14 protein-coding genes are annotated in these 15,578 nt (G+C 42.0%); 6 read left to right on the top strand and 8 right to left on the bottom strand.

Annotated features, from left to right (window positions below):
• Positions 1-188: 188 nt before the first annotated feature.
• Positions 189-605, bottom strand: a complete 417-nt coding sequence (locus tag ACFEL9_RS20905; RefSeq protein WP_385894253.1) for a DsrE family protein — start codon at positions 603-605, stop codon at positions 189-191.
• 387 nt (positions 606-992) lie between these two features.
• Between ACFEL9_RS20905 and ACFEL9_RS20900 the strand changes: the two genes are divergently transcribed.
• The gene (locus ACFEL9_RS20900) at positions 993-1,688 is read left to right on the top strand and encodes a hypothetical protein (protein WP_385894251.1); all 696 of its coding nucleotides are present in this window, start codon (positions 993-995) and stop codon (positions 1,686-1,688) included.
• A 92-nt stretch (positions 1,689-1,780) separates the two neighbouring features.
• On the opposite strand, the gene ACFEL9_RS20895 is transcribed toward ACFEL9_RS20900, so the two are convergent.
• The 7 genes from ACFEL9_RS20895 to ACFEL9_RS20865 form a co-directional block, all read right to left on the bottom strand.
• Positions 1,781-2,314 carry a DUF6691 family protein gene (locus tag ACFEL9_RS20895; protein ID WP_385894249.1) on the bottom strand — a complete coding sequence of 178 codons (534 nt, stop codon included), beginning with the start codon at positions 2,312-2,314 and terminating at the stop codon, positions 1,781-1,783.
• A gap of 3 nt (positions 2,315-2,317) precedes the next feature.
• The gene (locus ACFEL9_RS20890) at positions 2,318-2,902 is read right to left on the bottom strand and encodes a YeeE/YedE family protein (RefSeq protein WP_385894247.1); all 585 of its coding nucleotides are present in this window, start codon (positions 2,900-2,902) and stop codon (positions 2,318-2,320) included.
• Between the two features lie 13 nt (positions 2,903-2,915).
• On the bottom strand, positions 2,916-4,334 hold the full coding sequence (locus ACFEL9_RS20885) for an MBL fold metallo-hydrolase (RefSeq protein WP_385894245.1): 1,419 nt from the start codon (positions 4,332-4,334) through the stop codon (positions 2,916-2,918).
• Between the two features lie 74 nt (positions 4,335-4,408).
• On the bottom strand, positions 4,409-5,212 hold the full coding sequence (locus ACFEL9_RS20880; protein WP_385894244.1) for a sulfite exporter TauE/SafE family protein: 804 nt from the start codon (positions 5,210-5,212) through the stop codon (positions 4,409-4,411).
• A gap of 194 nt (positions 5,213-5,406) precedes the next feature.
• Complete coding sequence (locus tag ACFEL9_RS20875; protein ID WP_385894242.1) at positions 5,407-6,024, bottom strand: Crp/Fnr family transcriptional regulator; 618 nt, start codon at positions 6,022-6,024, stop codon at positions 5,407-5,409.
• A gap of 53 nt (positions 6,025-6,077) precedes the next feature.
• Positions 6,078-7,379 carry a UDP-N-acetylmuramoyl-tripeptide--D-alanyl-D-alanine ligase gene (locus ACFEL9_RS20870; RefSeq protein ID WP_385894241.1) on the bottom strand — a complete coding sequence of 434 codons (1,302 nt, stop codon included), beginning with the start codon at positions 7,377-7,379 and terminating at the stop codon, positions 6,078-6,080.
• 96 nt (positions 7,380-7,475) lie between these two features.
• Complete coding sequence (locus tag ACFEL9_RS20865; RefSeq protein ID WP_385894239.1) at positions 7,476-9,029, bottom strand: SUMF1/EgtB/PvdO family nonheme iron enzyme; 1,554 nt, start codon at positions 9,027-9,029, stop codon at positions 7,476-7,478.
• Between the two features lie 190 nt (positions 9,030-9,219).
• Between ACFEL9_RS20865 and porU the strand changes: the two genes are divergently transcribed.
• The 5 genes from porU to ACFEL9_RS20840 all read left to right on the top strand — a co-directional run bounded on the left by porU (position 9,220) and on the right by ACFEL9_RS20840 (position 15,572).
• Entirely contained in the window at positions 9,220-12,621 is a 3,402-nt protein-coding gene (porU, locus tag ACFEL9_RS20860) for a type IX secretion system sortase PorU (protein ID WP_385894238.1), read from the top strand.
• Between the two features lie 80 nt (positions 12,622-12,701).
• Complete coding sequence (gene porV, locus ACFEL9_RS20855) at positions 12,702-13,871, top strand: type IX secretion system outer membrane channel protein PorV (RefSeq protein WP_385894236.1); 1,170 nt, start codon at positions 12,702-12,704, stop codon at positions 13,869-13,871.
• Between the two features lie 234 nt (positions 13,872-14,105).
• Positions 14,106-14,594 carry a 2-C-methyl-D-erythritol 2,4-cyclodiphosphate synthase gene (gene ispF, locus ACFEL9_RS20850; RefSeq protein ID WP_385894234.1) on the top strand — a complete coding sequence of 163 codons (489 nt, stop codon included), beginning with the start codon at positions 14,106-14,108 and terminating at the stop codon, positions 14,592-14,594.
• 86 nt (positions 14,595-14,680) lie between these two features.
• Positions 14,681-15,124 carry a dUTP diphosphatase gene (dut, locus tag ACFEL9_RS20845; protein WP_385894232.1) on the top strand — a complete coding sequence of 148 codons (444 nt, stop codon included), beginning with the start codon at positions 14,681-14,683 and terminating at the stop codon, positions 15,122-15,124.
• Between the two features lie 64 nt (positions 15,125-15,188).
• A complete protein-coding gene (locus ACFEL9_RS20840; protein ID WP_385894230.1) occupies positions 15,189-15,572 on the top strand; it encodes a four helix bundle protein in 384 nt (127 codons plus the stop codon).
• The last annotated feature ends 6 nt before the right edge of the window (positions 15,573-15,578 follow it).

Here is a 15,578-nt window from a genome sequence, read left to right as displayed (position 1 = left end):
TGAACAATTTTCCTTCACGACAACGGGGACAACGACAAGTTAATGCAGATGCTAAATATCCCCTCGATCTTTCGGCTGCTGACATAATCAAGTATTTTACCTTCCGGGCCGCAAAGATAGGAAAGATAGGAGTGCGAAAAAGGTGATAATAATCACCCTAAGCTTTAAGCGTAGCCTTAATTGTATGTTTACTGCGCCACTTTTATATAGCCCCAGCCTTCTCTCTGCTTTGTAATAATTTCATAAATACCGTCGGGTACCGTTGTCACGCCGGGCACTAATTGGCTGACATCTGCATTGTGTCGTTTAAGCGTAAAGGAACAAACCTTGAAGGAGACATTCTTATTTGCAACTAATTTTTGAATATCATCAGCTACTATGGATTTGTCTTTTAATACCATGTCCAGGGACTGACCGTACAACACTACTTCCAATTTGGCATCGGGATTTGCTTTATTGATGGCGCCAGCCTGCCGAATGACCGTTTTGTGTGCATTAGTGTCTTTACTGGTAATGTCAAATACCACCCGGTAGTCAGGTTGCTGTGCAAACAGATGATTAGAAAGCACTACCAGGATAACCAGGATAAAAAGAATCTGTTTCATGTGTTAATTTTTATTGTTTTTTGGCCATCCCGAAATGCTTCGGGACAGGCTATGTAATTCGCCATAAAAATTTTCATCGTCCCAATATATAAATTGCCCGAAAAACTTTTATGGCTCGTTTCATAAGAAGTTAATTGTCGACAATGCTAACTATTACAATTTAACACTCAACCTATCCAATGCCTCACTTATTTGGGATAAGTACAAATCTGTTCCACTTTTACCTGTAATAAGTTACGATTTTTTCCCGTCTGCAAATGAATTTGGATAAAAGACGGTTAATGGCGATCCGATCTTTTTACTAGTGAATTGTATAGTCATTTTTTTTTCGTAGCTTTTAACTGGTTCTTTTCTTATTGCCTTATTTTTCAATCAAAACTTTTTGTTATGGCAACAAATGATTTCTCTGGAACGACCGACCGCCGTGGATTTCTGGGATCTATTGCCACTGGTGCCGCCACCATTGGACTGGCCGGATTGGCCACACCACTTGATCTTTACGCTGAAGAGCCTGCCAATCGGGCTGATGATCCTGAAGAAATGTTTAAAAAAATCAAAGGGAAACGGCGTATTGTCTTTGATTCTCCACAACCGCACGAGATTTTCCCTTTTGCATGGCCCCGTGTTTTTTTACTCACCAATGAGGCGACTGGCTCACCCGAAAAAGATTGCAGCGTTGTTGTAGTGCTTCGTCATGATTCAATTCCTTATGCTTTTGAAGACCGTTTATGGGAGAAGTATAAATTTGGTGAAATGTTTAAAGCTCATGATCCTGAAACCAAAGCTCCGGCCACCCGCAATCCATTCTGGAAACCCAAGCCCGGGGCGTTTAAAATTCCTGGTTTTGGAGAAGTGGCTATTGGTATCAATCAATTGCAGGATAGCGGCGTATTATTCTGCGTATGCGGAGCTGCTATGACGGTTTATAGTACCGTGGCGGCAGCAACAATGCAAAAGGACGCTGCCGAAGTAAGGAAAGATTGGGAGTCCGGATTATTGCCTGGCATTACCGTGGTTCCTTCCGGAGTGTGGGCCTTGGGACGGGCACAGGAAAGAGGTTGTGGTTATGTTTTTGCCGGTTAGACCATATTGTTATTAATGTTCACAGCTTCATCCCGAAACAGACTAGGATGGACTGTGAACATTTTATTTATTTAATATCGTTGCATGAAAAACTAATGTGGCAGCTTCTCTCTTATCTTGCCATATACCCAGGTGCCTGCGATGGCACTTAGCAAGGTAACAATAATTACCGTGGCGCCTGTTCCAATTTGGGCAAACAATGGGCCAGGGCAAGCTCCGGTGATGGCCCAACCGAAGCCGAAGATCAATCCCCCATAAATATTGCCTTTATTGAATTTCTTGGGAACAAATTCAATAGATTCTCCATAGATAGTTTTGAGCTTATATTTTTTTATCAGCCACACCGACAACATGCCAACGGCCACCGCTGAACCAATGACCCCGTACATGTGAAAACTTTGCAGGCGAAACATCTCCTGTATCCTGAACCATGAGATAACCTCTGCTTTGACCAGTATAATACCAAATAAAATTCCGGCAACTAAGTATTTCAGGTTGTGCCAGAATGGATGTTTCAATTCTGACTCATTCACGCAAACCGTATCCAATGACCGTACTTCAAAATCGGTATTGTTGGTTAAAAATTCGTGGTGCTTTTTTTCCTGTATAATTTCCTGTGTTTGCATTCATTAAAGTTTTAAGATCCAGGGGAGAATTAAATTGGCTACTAAAAAGCCACCTGCCATAAAGCTGATCGTAGCAACCAAAGACGGAAATTGAAGATTACTTAAGCCCATGATAGCATGACCTGATGTGCATCCCCCGGCATAACGGGTGCCAAATCCTACCAGGAAACCACCCCCAACGATCATAATAACTCCTTTGAGTGTAAACAAACTATTCCAATTGAAAAGCTCTGACGGTACTAACCCTTTATAATCAGTGACGCCATATTGTTGCAGTTCACTCACGAGATTGGCATTCATTTTTACCGGTTCAGGATTTTGCAGGAAGGCTGCTACAATCATTGCGCCTAATAGAATACCTGTCACAAAAAACAAGTTCCACATTTCCTTTTTCCAATCATATTGAAAGAAGGGAATTTTTGCGGGAATACACGCCGCACAGATATGCCGGAGCGATGAAGAAATGCCAAAACTTTTGTTACCTATCAATAGTAAGCCGGGTACCATTAATCCAATCAACGGTCCGGAAATATACCATGGCCATGGTTGTTTCAACCAATCCAATATGGTTAGTAATGTCAATTCCATTTTTTATCAATAATTAAAGTAATGTTGAAGGACAAACATATTCGGTTAACGTGAAGCCGCCATTTTCTTTGAGCGCCTTGAAGCCGCCCTTTATATCTATTAAGTTATCATACCCTCTTGCCCGCAAAACAGAAGCAAAGATCATAGAACGATAACCACTGGCACAATGGACATAATATGTCCTGTTCTTATCTATCTGCAGCATGCTGTCGTTGATAAAATCGAGCGGCGCATTTTCGGCATTAATAACATGTTCACTATTAAATTCGCTGTTTTTGCGTACATCCAGGATATTGATATCATTTGTTTCAGCCAATAAACTGAGTTCTTCGGCGCTGATTGATTTGATCTTGTCGATTTCTTTACCGGCATTCTTCCAGGCTTCAAAACCTCCTTTCAAATAACCAATTGTATAGTCGTATCCAACGCGGGCCAACCTGGTGATTACTTCCTCTTCACGTCCTTCCTCCGTGATTAATAATATTTCCTGCCTGATATCGGGGATCAGGGTGCCCACCCATGGAGCAAAGCTTCCATCGATGCCGATGTTGATTGAGTTAGGTACAAATCCTTTGGCGAATGTCTGCGGGTCACGGGTATCCAGCAGTAGAGCACCTGTTTCATTAGCGGCTGTTTCAAAAACTTCCGGGCTCATAGCATGATGACCACGTTCCAGCACTTTGTCAATGCTTTCATAACCTTTGATATTCAACATAACATTTAATGGAAAATATGCCGGCGGTGCCACCAGGCCACTTGTAACTTCTTTGATAAATTCTTCCTTGGTCATATCAGCTCTTAACGCATAGTTGGTTTGTTTCTGGTGGCCCAGCGTATCAGTGGTTTCCTTACTCATATTTTTGCCGCATGCACTGCCTGCACCATGTGCCGGGTAAACAATAATATCATCACTCAACGGCATGATCTTATTTCGTAGTGAATCGAACAGATGACCAGCCAATTTTTCCTGCGTAAGATCTATTACCAGTTTTTGGGCCAGGTCGGGACGACCAACATCGCCAATAAAAAGTGTATCACCGCTAAACAGTGCGACAGCTTTTTTATTTTCATTGTGTAACAGATAACATGTCGATTCCATGGTATGACCCGGTGTGTGCAATGCAGTTATTGTGATATCACCGACCTGGAATTTTTCACCATCTTTAGCGATATAGGCATCAAACTCAGGTTTTGCATTCGGGCCATATACAATAGTTGCACCGGTCTTTTTAGCCAGGTCAAGATGCCCGCTCACAAAATCGGCATGAAAGTGAGTTTCTAAAACATATTTGATAGTAGCTTTATTTCTTTCAGCTTTCTGTATATATGAATCCACTTCTCTCAATGGATCGATGACTGCCGCTTCTCCATTACTTTCGATGTAATAGGCGCCCTGTGCAAGACAGCCTGTATAAATTTGCTCGATTATCATATTCTTTTATTTTTAGCAGGTACAAATCTCCTGCCTTTCCCAATCATCATCTATGACTTTTGTCACAAATACAATTAACTTTTAAATACCAGTTCCTTTACTATGATATAGAGGCCCATTATCAAAATAAACCAGCCAAAGCCTTTTTTTAGCGACGCATTTGGAATTTTATCGGCCAGTTTTCCGCCAATAAAAAGACCTGCGATTGCCAGTGCTGTGAAAACTAACAGGATGGTCCAGTTGTATTCAAATTGTTTCAAACTAAAGAGGAAGCCGAAAAGTGAATTGATGGCAATTATCAGCAATGAAGTTCCAACCGCAGTTTTCATGGGAAGCCTTAAAAAAAGTACCAGTGATGGGATGATCAGGAAACCGCCGCCGGCTCCCAATAAGCCAGTAACCACTCCAATGCCCAGGCCCAGTAAAATAAGCGGTAATGCTTTATTATGCCGGTCTTTCTCCGCAACAGGTTTGACGGCTTCATTGTTGTTGCGTATCATACTATAGGAAGCCAGTATCATCAGAATGGCAAATATCACCATCAGAAATATGTCTCTGGTTACAACTTCCTTTCCAATGTTGAACATTCGTTCAGGTAAGGCCGGCAGCAGATAATGACGGGTAATAAAAATGGAAAAAATGGAAGGAATACCGAATTCGGTGACAGCTTTAAAATCGACCAGTTTTTTTGAATAGGCCCGGAGTCCACCCACAAGACTGGTGGTGCCTACAATAAAAAGTGAACTGGTAGTGGCCAGCAGCGGGTTAATATTCATGAGATACACCAAAACCGGTACAGTAAGAATAGAGCCGCCACTGCCAATCATACCCAATGAAATGCCAATTACTATTGATGCGACATACCCTAAAAGTTCCATACCAATTTTTTGTAAGATTAACTTAACGGGTGCTACTGCAATGTGACAGAAATCACAACAGTGTTATCTGGTGTCATGTTAAAGATAAGTTGGCGTATGTCCCAAAAAGGCACAGAGATCACAAAGTATTTTTTCTTTGTGTAATAAGTGTCTCTGTGGGAAACCTGCCTGGACATAGTACACTTGACTTAACACTAGAGTAGTTCTATCATATTGCGATGTAACTGCAATTGCTTTCGTTGCTCCATTTTCTTTAGGAGTCTTGAAATAACTTCACGGGAGGTATGCAGGTCGTCCGCAATTTGCTGGTGTGAAAGTCCGATGCTTTTCTTCCCGGTTTTGTCTGCATGCCGTTTTAAATAAAACTCGAGCCGTTCGTCCATATTGCGAAATGCAATATTATCTATTACAGACAGCAACTCATCAAAGCGGCTTCTGTAGGTTTGGATGACGAACTGGTACCAGCTTTTATATTTGTTCATCAGTTCATCCATCAATTGTATAGGTAGCATCAACACTTCCGTGTCTTCTTCTGCCTTCGCCATTATTTCACTGGTTTGCGATTGGATAGCACAGATCATGGAAATAGCACATGCCTGCCCTGGACCCAGGTAATACATCAGGAACTCGCCGCCTTCATCATTTTCACGATATATTTTTATTCTGCCGGTTAATATCAGCACTGTAGACTTTATATACTGGCCGGTTCGCATGATGACTTCACCAGCAGCAAAAGTTTTAAATACTGCTTCTTTCTCCAAAACAGCAATTAATTCAGGCTCAAAGTGCGGAAAGATCTCTTTCCAATTCATATGTGTAGATTTAAACCTCCATCCCCGCCGCGGCGGGAGTTTCAGCGGCATTATTATTTCAAAATGTTTTCCATCTGCATACTCCTGCTGCCTTTTATTAATATGTAGGAATTTTTGAAATCCTGTTGTTGAAACCAGGATTTTGCAAGAGCTGAATTTTCAAAGGAATGATAGGGGTGTTCAACCTTTAGGAAATCGCCGCCTACCAAAGCTACATCGCTCCAATGGTTTTGTTTTATTAGCTCAACAATAGTTTTATGTTCCTCCAGGCTTTCGCTTCCCAATTCGGCCATCGCACCCAGCATCAACACTTTTTTTGGAGCCTTTAATTTGGCGAAGTTTTCTATTGCTAACCTCATACTGCTGGGGTTGGCATTGTAGGCATCCAGTATAATCTTATTGGAGCCTTTTTCTATCAATTGTGACCGGCTGTTGGTGGGTTGATAGTTTTCAATGGCCAATTTTATTTTTTCATCTGGCACTTTAAATGTTTCGCCAACAGTCACGGCAACTAAAATATTCGGCAGGTTATATTCACCGATCAGCTTTGATTGAATAAATGGATTAGACAATCCTTGCGTTATTTCCACTTCAAGAAAAGGCTCAGTCTTGTTTACTCTCCCGGTAATGTGTGCATCCCTTGTTCCATACTTGATGATACCGCTGATCCCCTTACTCATTTCCTGCAAGTAGTCATAATCCCACATCACAAAAGCAAAACCATGTGGCCGCCCACGCAGGAAATCGAATAGCTCGCCCTTGGCTTTTTTTACGCCTTCCAGGCTCCCAAATCCCTCCAAATGAGCTTTGCCAACGTTGGTGATAATACCATGGGTAGGCATTGCATATTCACAATAAGAAGCAATTTCTCCCGGGTGGTTGGCGCCCATTTCAATTACGGCCATTTCTGCATCAGCTTTAATTTTTAGAATTGTCAGCGGTACGCCAATATGATTATTCAGGTTGCCTTCAGTCGTATATGTTTTATAAGTAGTGGAAAGCACCGCATGAATTAATTCCTTGGTTGTTGTTTTTCCATTGCTGCCGGTAATAGCGATAAAAGGGACCTGCCTGCCATCAGGCAAGGTATCAAATTGCTGCCGGTGATGTTTGGCCAATTGTTGCAAAGTCTTCAGCACTTCATCAACCAGGATAGTTTTGCCGGGTATGTCAAATTCTTTTTCATCGATGATTGCGTAAGCAGCGCCATCGTTGATGGCTTGTTTGGCAAAATGATTTCCATTGAAATTGCCGCCTTTTAAAGCAAAGAACAAGTCATCCTTTTTTAACGTCCGGGTATCTGTTTGTACAGAAGGGTATTGTTTATAAATCTCGTAGAGTTGTTCAATTGACATATGGCAAAAATAAGTTGCAAATGATTATGTGTTTAAACAATAAAAAAACCCTTCGCTTTTGGCGAAGGGTAAAATTCAACTGAATACTTCGAAAAATTATTTCTTTTGTCTCTTAGTTGGGAATTGCTGACCAACTTTACGGCCATTTCCTTCAGGGCTACCCATACGGTCCATTGCACAACGGAAACCTAAGGTACTTAAAGCCTGGTCTTCTTCGAGGTAGCGGCGTGTGCCGGGGCTCATCCAATAAGCACGGTCGTTCCAGCTACCACCTTTGTAGACTCTTGATTTATCACTTATCAAAGTGGTAGCACCATAGCCATAAGCAGCCTGCGAAGCAGTATCCCCATCGAGGAAGTTGATCACGTTACCACGTTGATAGTTACGACGGTTTTTGCTTTCGGCATCGGTAACGTCCATCATTCTCACACGGCCTGTCGTATCATTGATCTCAGCTTCGCCATTTTGGTTTTTATACAATTTCTCATATTTATTACCACGGAAAGGAGCTGGCATATCATCAAAGTCCATAGTAGATAATGGTCTGTACACATCCTGTACCCACTCACTTACGTTACCGGCCATGTTGTAAAGACCAAAACCGTTGGGATAAAATGATTTTACTTCTGCCGTGTAGAAGGCACGGTCGTTCAAACCGCCGGCCACACCGGCATTATCACCCGATCCACGCTTGAAGTTAGCAAGGAACTGACCTTGCCAGCTCCCGCGACGTGTATCACGAAGACCATTTACATTTTGAGACCAGGGATATATTTGTTTGTTCGTTTGCAACTCTTCACCACGTCTTCCTTCTTTCTTGCTGGGGCGTGGGTTTTGATCGATCAAACCATAAGCTGCATATTCCCACTCTGATTCAAATGGCAGGCGGTAATCAGGCATCAACAAACCATCTTCCATAGTAACCTTAGTACGGGGCTGTCCTTGCGCAGTCTGTAAAGGATTCTTTTTTGAAGTAGCTGTTTTACCAGGAGCAGCTTGATAAAGATCCAGTAAGTAGGATTTGGTAGTAAAATTGTTACTTCCCTGCTGCCCCTGAATGCTATTTTCATTGATATATCCTTTATTCATAAGAATGCCCTCATTCACACGGTCGCTTCTCCACAAGCAGAAATCTTTTGCTTGTCTCCAGGTCACACCTACTACGGGGTAATTGTTGAAACCTGGGTGACGAAAATAATATTCGACCAATGGTTCATTATAACTCAATTCGCTTCTCCAAACAAGCGTATCAGGTAATGCAGCTTCGACAATTGGCAGGTTCACCGGATCAGAAGGATCGAAAACCTTATTCAACCAGAACAAATATTCACGATAGTGTACGTTTGCTACCTCCGTGCGGTCGATATAAAATGAAGGAACAGAAACACGGCGGGGAATATTGTTCCAGTCGCCCATTACGTCCTCATCTGTTTGACCCATGGTGAAGGTACCACCCTGAACAAATACGAGACCCGGACCGGTTTGCTGATCTTTGGCTTTAGCTACCTGGTAACCGCCCATTTTTTTGTCGTTGTAGTTCCAGCCGGTAACCTCAGACTTGTCTTTCTTTTTTGCAAAAAGGCCCTTGCCTTTGCAGGATGCCAACAGCACCACACAGGATAATAGGATTGTTAAGTTTTTCACTTTCATTGTTTTTTGCATATACCTACGAATTGGAATAATTTTAACGGTTAGCAAGATAAAAATATTGTTTGGGTAGTGGATTTTCTACCGAATTGCGAATATAATTACTTTCAACCCAGGCTTTTTCGTGTAATTACCTTTTTTACATCGTTATTTCCCGAGTTTTGCTCCTATGCTGTTGAGAAAGAGATTGTTTTTGACATTGTACCTTTTGGGAACGCTGGTTCCGGCAATCGCTCAACGCAGTTATACATCGCACTCAGTTCTCGCCTCCGGCAATTGGTATCGACTTAGCGTTACCACGGCTGGTATTTACAAAATAGACCTGGCCTTTTTAAATAAACTGGGAGTAAATACGACCAATCTTTCTTCCCAAGCGGTACAATTATTTGGAAACGGCGGCCAAATGCTGGCCGAGGCAAATGCCGGCCAATGGCTCGACGACCTGCAGGAAAATGCCATCATGGTAGTTGATGGCGGGGATGGAATTTTAAATGGCAGTGATCATATTTTATTCTATGCGCAGGGGCCAGATCAATGGCTAAAGGATTCTGCCAATCAGCGGTTTATTCATCAAAAAAATATTTATACCGATAAGAGTTTTTATTATTTACGGGTTGGTAGTAACGGTAAAAGAATACCGGCTGCTCCTGGCGCTGCTTCTCCAACTATTTCTGTCACCAGTTTTTCCGGCAGGTATTTTCATGAACTGGATACAGTCAATTTTTTAAACAGTGGTAAAGAATGGTATGGTGAAGAGTTTTCAAACATGCCCGGACGTGGCTTAACCCGGAACTTTCCTGTTACCATTTCAAATATTGTCAGCGGTAGCCAGCTGACGATGCAAACAAATTGCGTGGCCCGTTCGGCGGGGACAGGAAGTTTTTTTGAAATACAACTAAATAATGCTGCACTGGGGAAATTGACTATTCAACCGGTTGGCACGGGACCTTATGACCAGTTTGCATATCAGACCATTCATCTTGCCAATGCTGTGTTGATGCAGGAAAATAATATTGTCGGCTATACCTATACTCCCGGGAGTTTTAATGCCCAGGGTTGGCTCAATTGGTTTGAGTTATTTTACAGGCAACAACTCTCGTTAAAAAACCTGGATCAATTGCAGTTCAGGGACTGGGCCAGTGTTGGCAATCATACTGGCGAATTTGTAATAGCAGAGGTTAGCAGCACATCACAAGTTTGGGATATTACTGATCCGTTGACACCTGTTTTAATGCCATCCACTATTACTGGCAATACTTTGAAGTTTTTAAATAGCTGTTCGCGTCTTAAAGAATATATTGTTTTTAAGGAAACCAATTTGCTAACCCCGGTTGCAGAAGGAAAGGTGGGCAACCAGGATCTTCATGCTACGGCACCGGTAGATTATATCATCATTACTCATCCACCATTTTTATCACAGGCCCAGCGACTCGCAAAATTTCATGAACAGCGGAACGGGCTCCGGAGCCTGGTTGTGACTACGGACCAGGTGTATCATGAATTTGCAAGCGGCAACCCGGACCCGGTAGCCATTCGGGATTTTGTAAAAATGTATTACGATAAATACAAAGGCGATCTCACAACCAGGCTACGTTATTTATTACTTTTTGGCGATGCTTCCTATGATTATAAAAACAGGCTGATCAATAATACCAATTTTGTCCCTGCCTGGCAAAGCAACATTTCACTCGATGTATTATCGACTTATACATCCGATGACTTTTTTGGGTTTTTGGATGATACGGAAGATATCAATTCCGGGGTTGTTTCCAATTATCTTGATATCGGCATTGGAAGGGTGCCAGCCAAAAACATCGATGAGGCAAAGAATTTTGTGGACAAAGTAGAAGCTTATTTTGATGCCAAAAGCTATGGACCCTGGCGAACCAACCTGACTTTTATTGCTGATGATGAAGATCAAAACCTTCATTTGCGGGATGCCGAACAGGTTTCCGGTACCGCAGCCAATATTGCTCCTTTATTCGATTTGCAAAAAATATATTTAGACGCCTACCAACAGGAGAGCGGATCAGGCGGAAGCCGTTATCCAACGGTCAACCAGGCCATCAACAACCAGGTTTTTGCCGGCACATTAATTTGGAATTTTAATGGTCATGGCAGCCCGCGGCGTCTTGCCGAAGAAACCATTCTTGACCAGGATATAGTTAATAGCTGGAATAATCCTAATCGTCTGCCGCTTTTCATCACTGCCACCTGTGATTTTGCACCTTATGATAACCCGCTGATTAATTCTATAGGTGAAAATATTTTGGTGCGACCAAAAACAGGTGGTATTGCCCTGATGACAACCACCCGGACAGTATTCGCATTCAGCAACCGGGTCATGAATGACAATTACCTGAAGTTTGCACTAGAACCGGATGCCAACGGAAAATACCGCAGCCTGGGCGGCGCTGTAAAAGAGGCCAAGAATTACACCTACCAGACTTCAGCCGATATTACCAATAACCGCAAGTTTACTTTGCTCGGGGACCCAGCTCTGACACTTGCCTTCCCGGTTATCAAGGCAAGGCCAACTACGCTAAATGGAAAAGCTATTGCCCAAACGGATACGCTTAGTGCTACTGAAAAAATTATCCTTGAAGGAGTGGTTACGGACTTTTCTGGCAACCTCTTATCGCAGTTTAACGGGAATATTTATGCTGCTGTTTTCGACAAACCCAAACAGGTGACCACATTGGCGAACGATCCGGGGAGTACAAAAACCTCGTTTGCCATTCAATCCAATATTTTATTTAAAGGCAAAGCGACCGTCACTGCCGGTAAATTTGCCATTTCATTCAGGGTGCCAAAAGATATCAACTACCAGTATGGAAAGGGGAAGCTAAGCCTCTATGCCGAAAATGGCAGCCAGGATGGGAGCGGCTATTTTTCCAATTTTTTGATCGGTGGCACAGCCAATGAATTAGGTAATGACAAAGAAGGGCCTGAAATAAAACCCTTTTTAAATGATGAGAAATTTGTCAACGGCAGTGTTACCAACGAATTGCCGGTCCTGATCTTAAAGTTATCTGACTCCTCCGGCATCAATACCGTTGGAACAGGGATCGGGCATGACATCATCGCCACATTGGACAATGACAACAACCGTTTCTTTATTCTAAATGATTTTTACGAAGGCGAGCTCAACAGTTACCAAAAAGGCAGTGTTCGCTTTCAAATGCCGGAATTAGAACCCGGTCCTCATACCTTGAAAATCAAGGCTTGGGATACAATGAACAACTCTAATGAAGTGCTGCTGGAGTTTGTTGTAGCTAAAGATGAAGAACTCAGTCTGCAACATGTGTTGAATTATCCTAATCCGTTTGCCACTAAAACCCAGTTTTGGTTTGAGCACAATAAGCCCGGGCAAGACTTAAAGGTTCGTTTACAAATATTTACCCTATCCGGGAGAGTAATTAAAACCATGCAAAAGGCAATAAATACAACGGGCAACCGTTCAAGTGAACTGGAATGGGATGGGAGAGATGAATACGGTGACAGGGTTGGTAAAGGCGTATATTTTTACAAATTAACTGTTATTGCTCCTGGCAGGTTGAAAAAAGAAAAAATTGAAAAGCTGGTCATTTTTTAGATACCCGTAAAATTCAATACTTTCGACCCCCGTTTTAATGAGAACTGTTTAAAAACCCAATTAAAAAAACTATCATTCTAATGAGACCAACCGTGTTGAAACTAACTGTCGGATTTCTCTTGTTTTGTGGACTTGTCCCCGTTGCTAAATCTCAATCGACTGCCCGGCCAATTAATGTTGTAACGACTGCCGTTCCATTTTTGCGGATTTCTCCGGATGCACGTGCTGGTGGTATGGGGGATATTGGTGTTGCTACTTCACCCGATGCAGCAAGTGGTTTTTGGAACATGGGTAAAGTGGCTTTCAATGAATCCCAGGCTGGTGTGTTAGCCACCTATACTCCCTGGTTAAAAAATTTGGTGAATGATGTTTACCTGGCTTCTTTGTCGGGTTACTATAAATTAGATGAAATGCAGGCCATTAATCTCGGCCTTCGTTATTTCAGTTTGGGCAATATCCAGTTTACAGATGGCGTAGGTAATTCATGGGGAAATGGTAAACCCAGAGAGTTTAGTATTGACCTCGGTTATTCCCGTAAGCTTTCTGACAAATTGGGATTGGGTATTGCTTTACGCTATATCAATTCAGATTTGACCAACGGCGTTCCCTCCGGAAGCACCACTTATAAAGCTGGTAATTCAGTAGCCGGTGATATCGGTTTTTATTATAACGGTCATGATGAGGCAGGTGATGGCTTCGCATTTGGTGCTACCCTGACCAACCTGGGTTCTAAGATTTCCTATACCGGTAATGCCGATTCAAAAGATTTTATACCTGCAAACCTTGGACTGGGAACCACCTGGACCAAGAACTTCAACGAAGACAATAAACTCACATTTGGCTTAGACATTAATAAATTGTTGGTACCAACTCCACCTGCTGATCTCAGCGATCCTAATGCAGTAGCTGAGTATAGAAAAAAGGGTGTTGTTTCCAGTTGGTTCAGCTCTTTTGGCGATGCACCTGATGGCTTTAAGGAAGAAGTGAAAGAGTTCCAGGTTTCTGCAGGGGCTGAGTTTTGGTATAAAAACCAGTTTGCATTACGTGCAGGTTATTTCTTTGAAGATAAAACAAAAGGTAATCGCCGTTATTTTACTACAGGTATTGGCGTAAAGTATAATATTTTCGGGCTTAACTTTTCTTATCTTTTGCCTTCTGGTAGTGGTGTTACACAAAATCCATTGTCAAATACACTTCGCTTCTCTATCCTTTTTGACTTAGACCCGGCTGCCGGAGAAGGGGAAGAATAGAAAAGTTGCAGTTGCTGGTTACCAGTGAATAAATGAATTTAAAAATATCCTGTCTTTAAGACAGGATATTTTTTTAATACTATCCCTGGTCATCAATCAACCAGTGAATTATGAATAAAAATTTGGCGCAAGTCAGCGGGTAACCGGAAACTGGTAACCTGCCTACCGGACAGGCAGGCCGGAAACAACGTCTTCAACCGGCAACATTCTATATTTGCATCCTAAAAATAAATCATGGCTTACCGGATTGGCATAGGTGTCGATTTTCATCAATTGAAAGAAGGAAGGGACCTGTGGATAGGTGGAATAAAAATTGAACATACAAAGGGAGCTGTGGGCCACAGCGACGCAGATGTTTTGCTTCATGCTATTTGTGATGCCATGTTGGGCGCATTGAGCTTAGGCGATATTGGTGTTCACTTTCCCGATACCGATATGACCTATAAAAATATTGATAGCAAAATACTACTGCAGAAAACTGTTGAGATGATCAGGAAAGAGGGTTATTCTATCGTTAATATTGATAGCACTCTTTGCCTGGAACAACCGAAGATCAAACCTTATACAACTCAAATGCGACAGGCTATCGCCGCTATCGTCGGCATAACTGAAAAAGATATTTCAATTAAAGCAACTACAACAGAAAAAATGGGTTTTGTCGGTAGGGAAGAAGGATTAATGGCTCATGCAGTCGTGATGCTGGAGAAAGTTCAAATGGTTTAAAAGGTTGAAGAAGTTCCAGAGATTGCAGAGTAACCTTTTAAACGTTTAGACTCCTTAAACTTGTTGAACCTTTATATTTGCAAATAATGAATACCATCGAAATAAAAATCATCAATACCTCTTCCAACGACTTGCCTGCTTATGCCACCAGCGGTTCGTCAGGCATGGATATAAGAGCCAACCTCGGGACAGAAAAAACATTAAAGCCGCTGGAAAGAGCATTGATACCCACCGGCCTTTTTATGGAGATACCAGTAGGCCATGAAGTACAAATTCGCCCCCGTAGCGGTATGGCGATCAAACACGGTATCACCTGCTTAAACACTCCGGGAACCATTGATGCAGATTATCGCGGAGAAATTAAGGTTATTTTAATCAACCTTTCCAACGAGGACCAGGTCATACACCATGGCGACCGCATAGCCCAGATGGTTGTGCAAAAAATTGAAATAGCAACCTTGAAACCGGTAGAAGAATTGGAAGTAACAGAAAGAAATGCCGGGGGCTTTGGTCATACAGGCAAACGCTGAACTGGTTACCAGTTACCTGTTTCCGGTTGCCTGAGTTTCAAAACTTTCCTTTGGCAGAAAATATATGAAGAGTTATAGGGATTTAGAAATTTATAAGGAATCGAAGAGGCTGGCGATTGAAATTCATAAAGTGAGTTTACAGCTTCCAAAATTTGAACTTTTTGAAGAAGGGAGTCAAATACGTCGATCATCAAAATCTGTCACCTCCATGATTGTAGAAGGATATGGCAGAAGAAGGTACAAAGCCGATTTTATCAAATTTTTGGTATATGCCCAATCAGAATGTGATGAAACTATAGTTCATTTAGATTTTCTATTTGAGACTGAATCTTTAAAAGGCAACGATTCTTACTATAAACTTCAATCCGAATGCGACTTGTTGAGTAAGAAAATAAACAAATTCATTCAATGGGTTGAAAATAACTGGAATGATTTTCCGGATAAATAAACCGGT

Origin of the sequence: Terrimonas alba, assembly GCF_042434975.1 — a bacterium.
In the GTDB taxonomy this organism is placed as follows: domain Bacteria; phylum Bacteroidota; class Bacteroidia; order Chitinophagales; family Chitinophagaceae; genus Terrimonas_B; species Terrimonas_B alba.
The sequence above is the reverse complement of the archived record's forward strand: the minus strand, read 5'-3'. Positions and strand labels throughout refer to the sequence as shown.

What these genes read in the sequence shown, in the direction of transcription:
- ACFEL9_RS20880 (WP_385894244.1), bottom strand. Translation starts at nt 5,212, where the DNA reads ATGGAACTTTTAGGGTATGTCGCATCAATAGTAATTGGCATTTCATTG.
- ACFEL9_RS20875 (WP_385894242.1), bottom strand. Translation starts at nt 6,024, where the DNA reads ATGAATTGGAAAGAGATCTTTCCGCACTTTGAGCCTGAATTAATTGCT.
- ACFEL9_RS20890 (WP_385894247.1), bottom strand. Translation starts at nt 2,902, where the DNA reads ATGGAATTGACATTACTAACCATATTGGATTGGTTGAAACAACCATGG.
- ACFEL9_RS20865 (WP_385894239.1), bottom strand. Translation starts at nt 9,029, where the DNA reads ATGAAAGTGAAAAACTTAACAATCCTATTATCCTGTGTGGTGCTGTTG.
- ACFEL9_RS20895 (WP_385894249.1), bottom strand. Translation starts at nt 2,314, where the DNA reads ATGCAAACACAGGAAATTATACAGGAAAAAAAGCACCACGAATTTTTA.
- ispF (WP_385894234.1), top strand. Translation starts at nt 14,106, where the DNA reads ATGGCTTACCGGATTGGCATAGGTGTCGATTTTCATCAATTGAAAGAA.
- dut (WP_385894232.1), top strand. Translation starts at nt 14,681, where the DNA reads ATGAATACCATCGAAATAAAAATCATCAATACCTCTTCCAACGACTTG.
- ACFEL9_RS20905 (WP_385894253.1), bottom strand. Translation starts at nt 605, where the DNA reads ATGAAACAGATTCTTTTTATCCTGGTTATCCTGGTAGTGCTTTCTAAT.
- ACFEL9_RS20900 (WP_385894251.1), top strand. Translation starts at nt 993, where the DNA reads ATGGCAACAAATGATTTCTCTGGAACGACCGACCGCCGTGGATTTCTG.
- ACFEL9_RS20870 (WP_385894241.1), bottom strand. Translation starts at nt 7,379, where the DNA reads ATGTCAATTGAACAACTCTACGAGATTTATAAACAATACCCTTCTGTA.
- ACFEL9_RS20885 (WP_385894245.1), bottom strand. Translation starts at nt 4,334, where the DNA reads ATGATAATCGAGCAAATTTATACAGGCTGTCTTGCACAGGGCGCCTAT.
- ACFEL9_RS20840 (WP_385894230.1), top strand. Translation starts at nt 15,189, where the DNA reads ATGAAGAGTTATAGGGATTTAGAAATTTATAAGGAATCGAAGAGGCTG.
- porV (WP_385894236.1), top strand. Translation starts at nt 12,702, where the DNA reads ATGAGACCAACCGTGTTGAAACTAACTGTCGGATTTCTCTTGTTTTGT.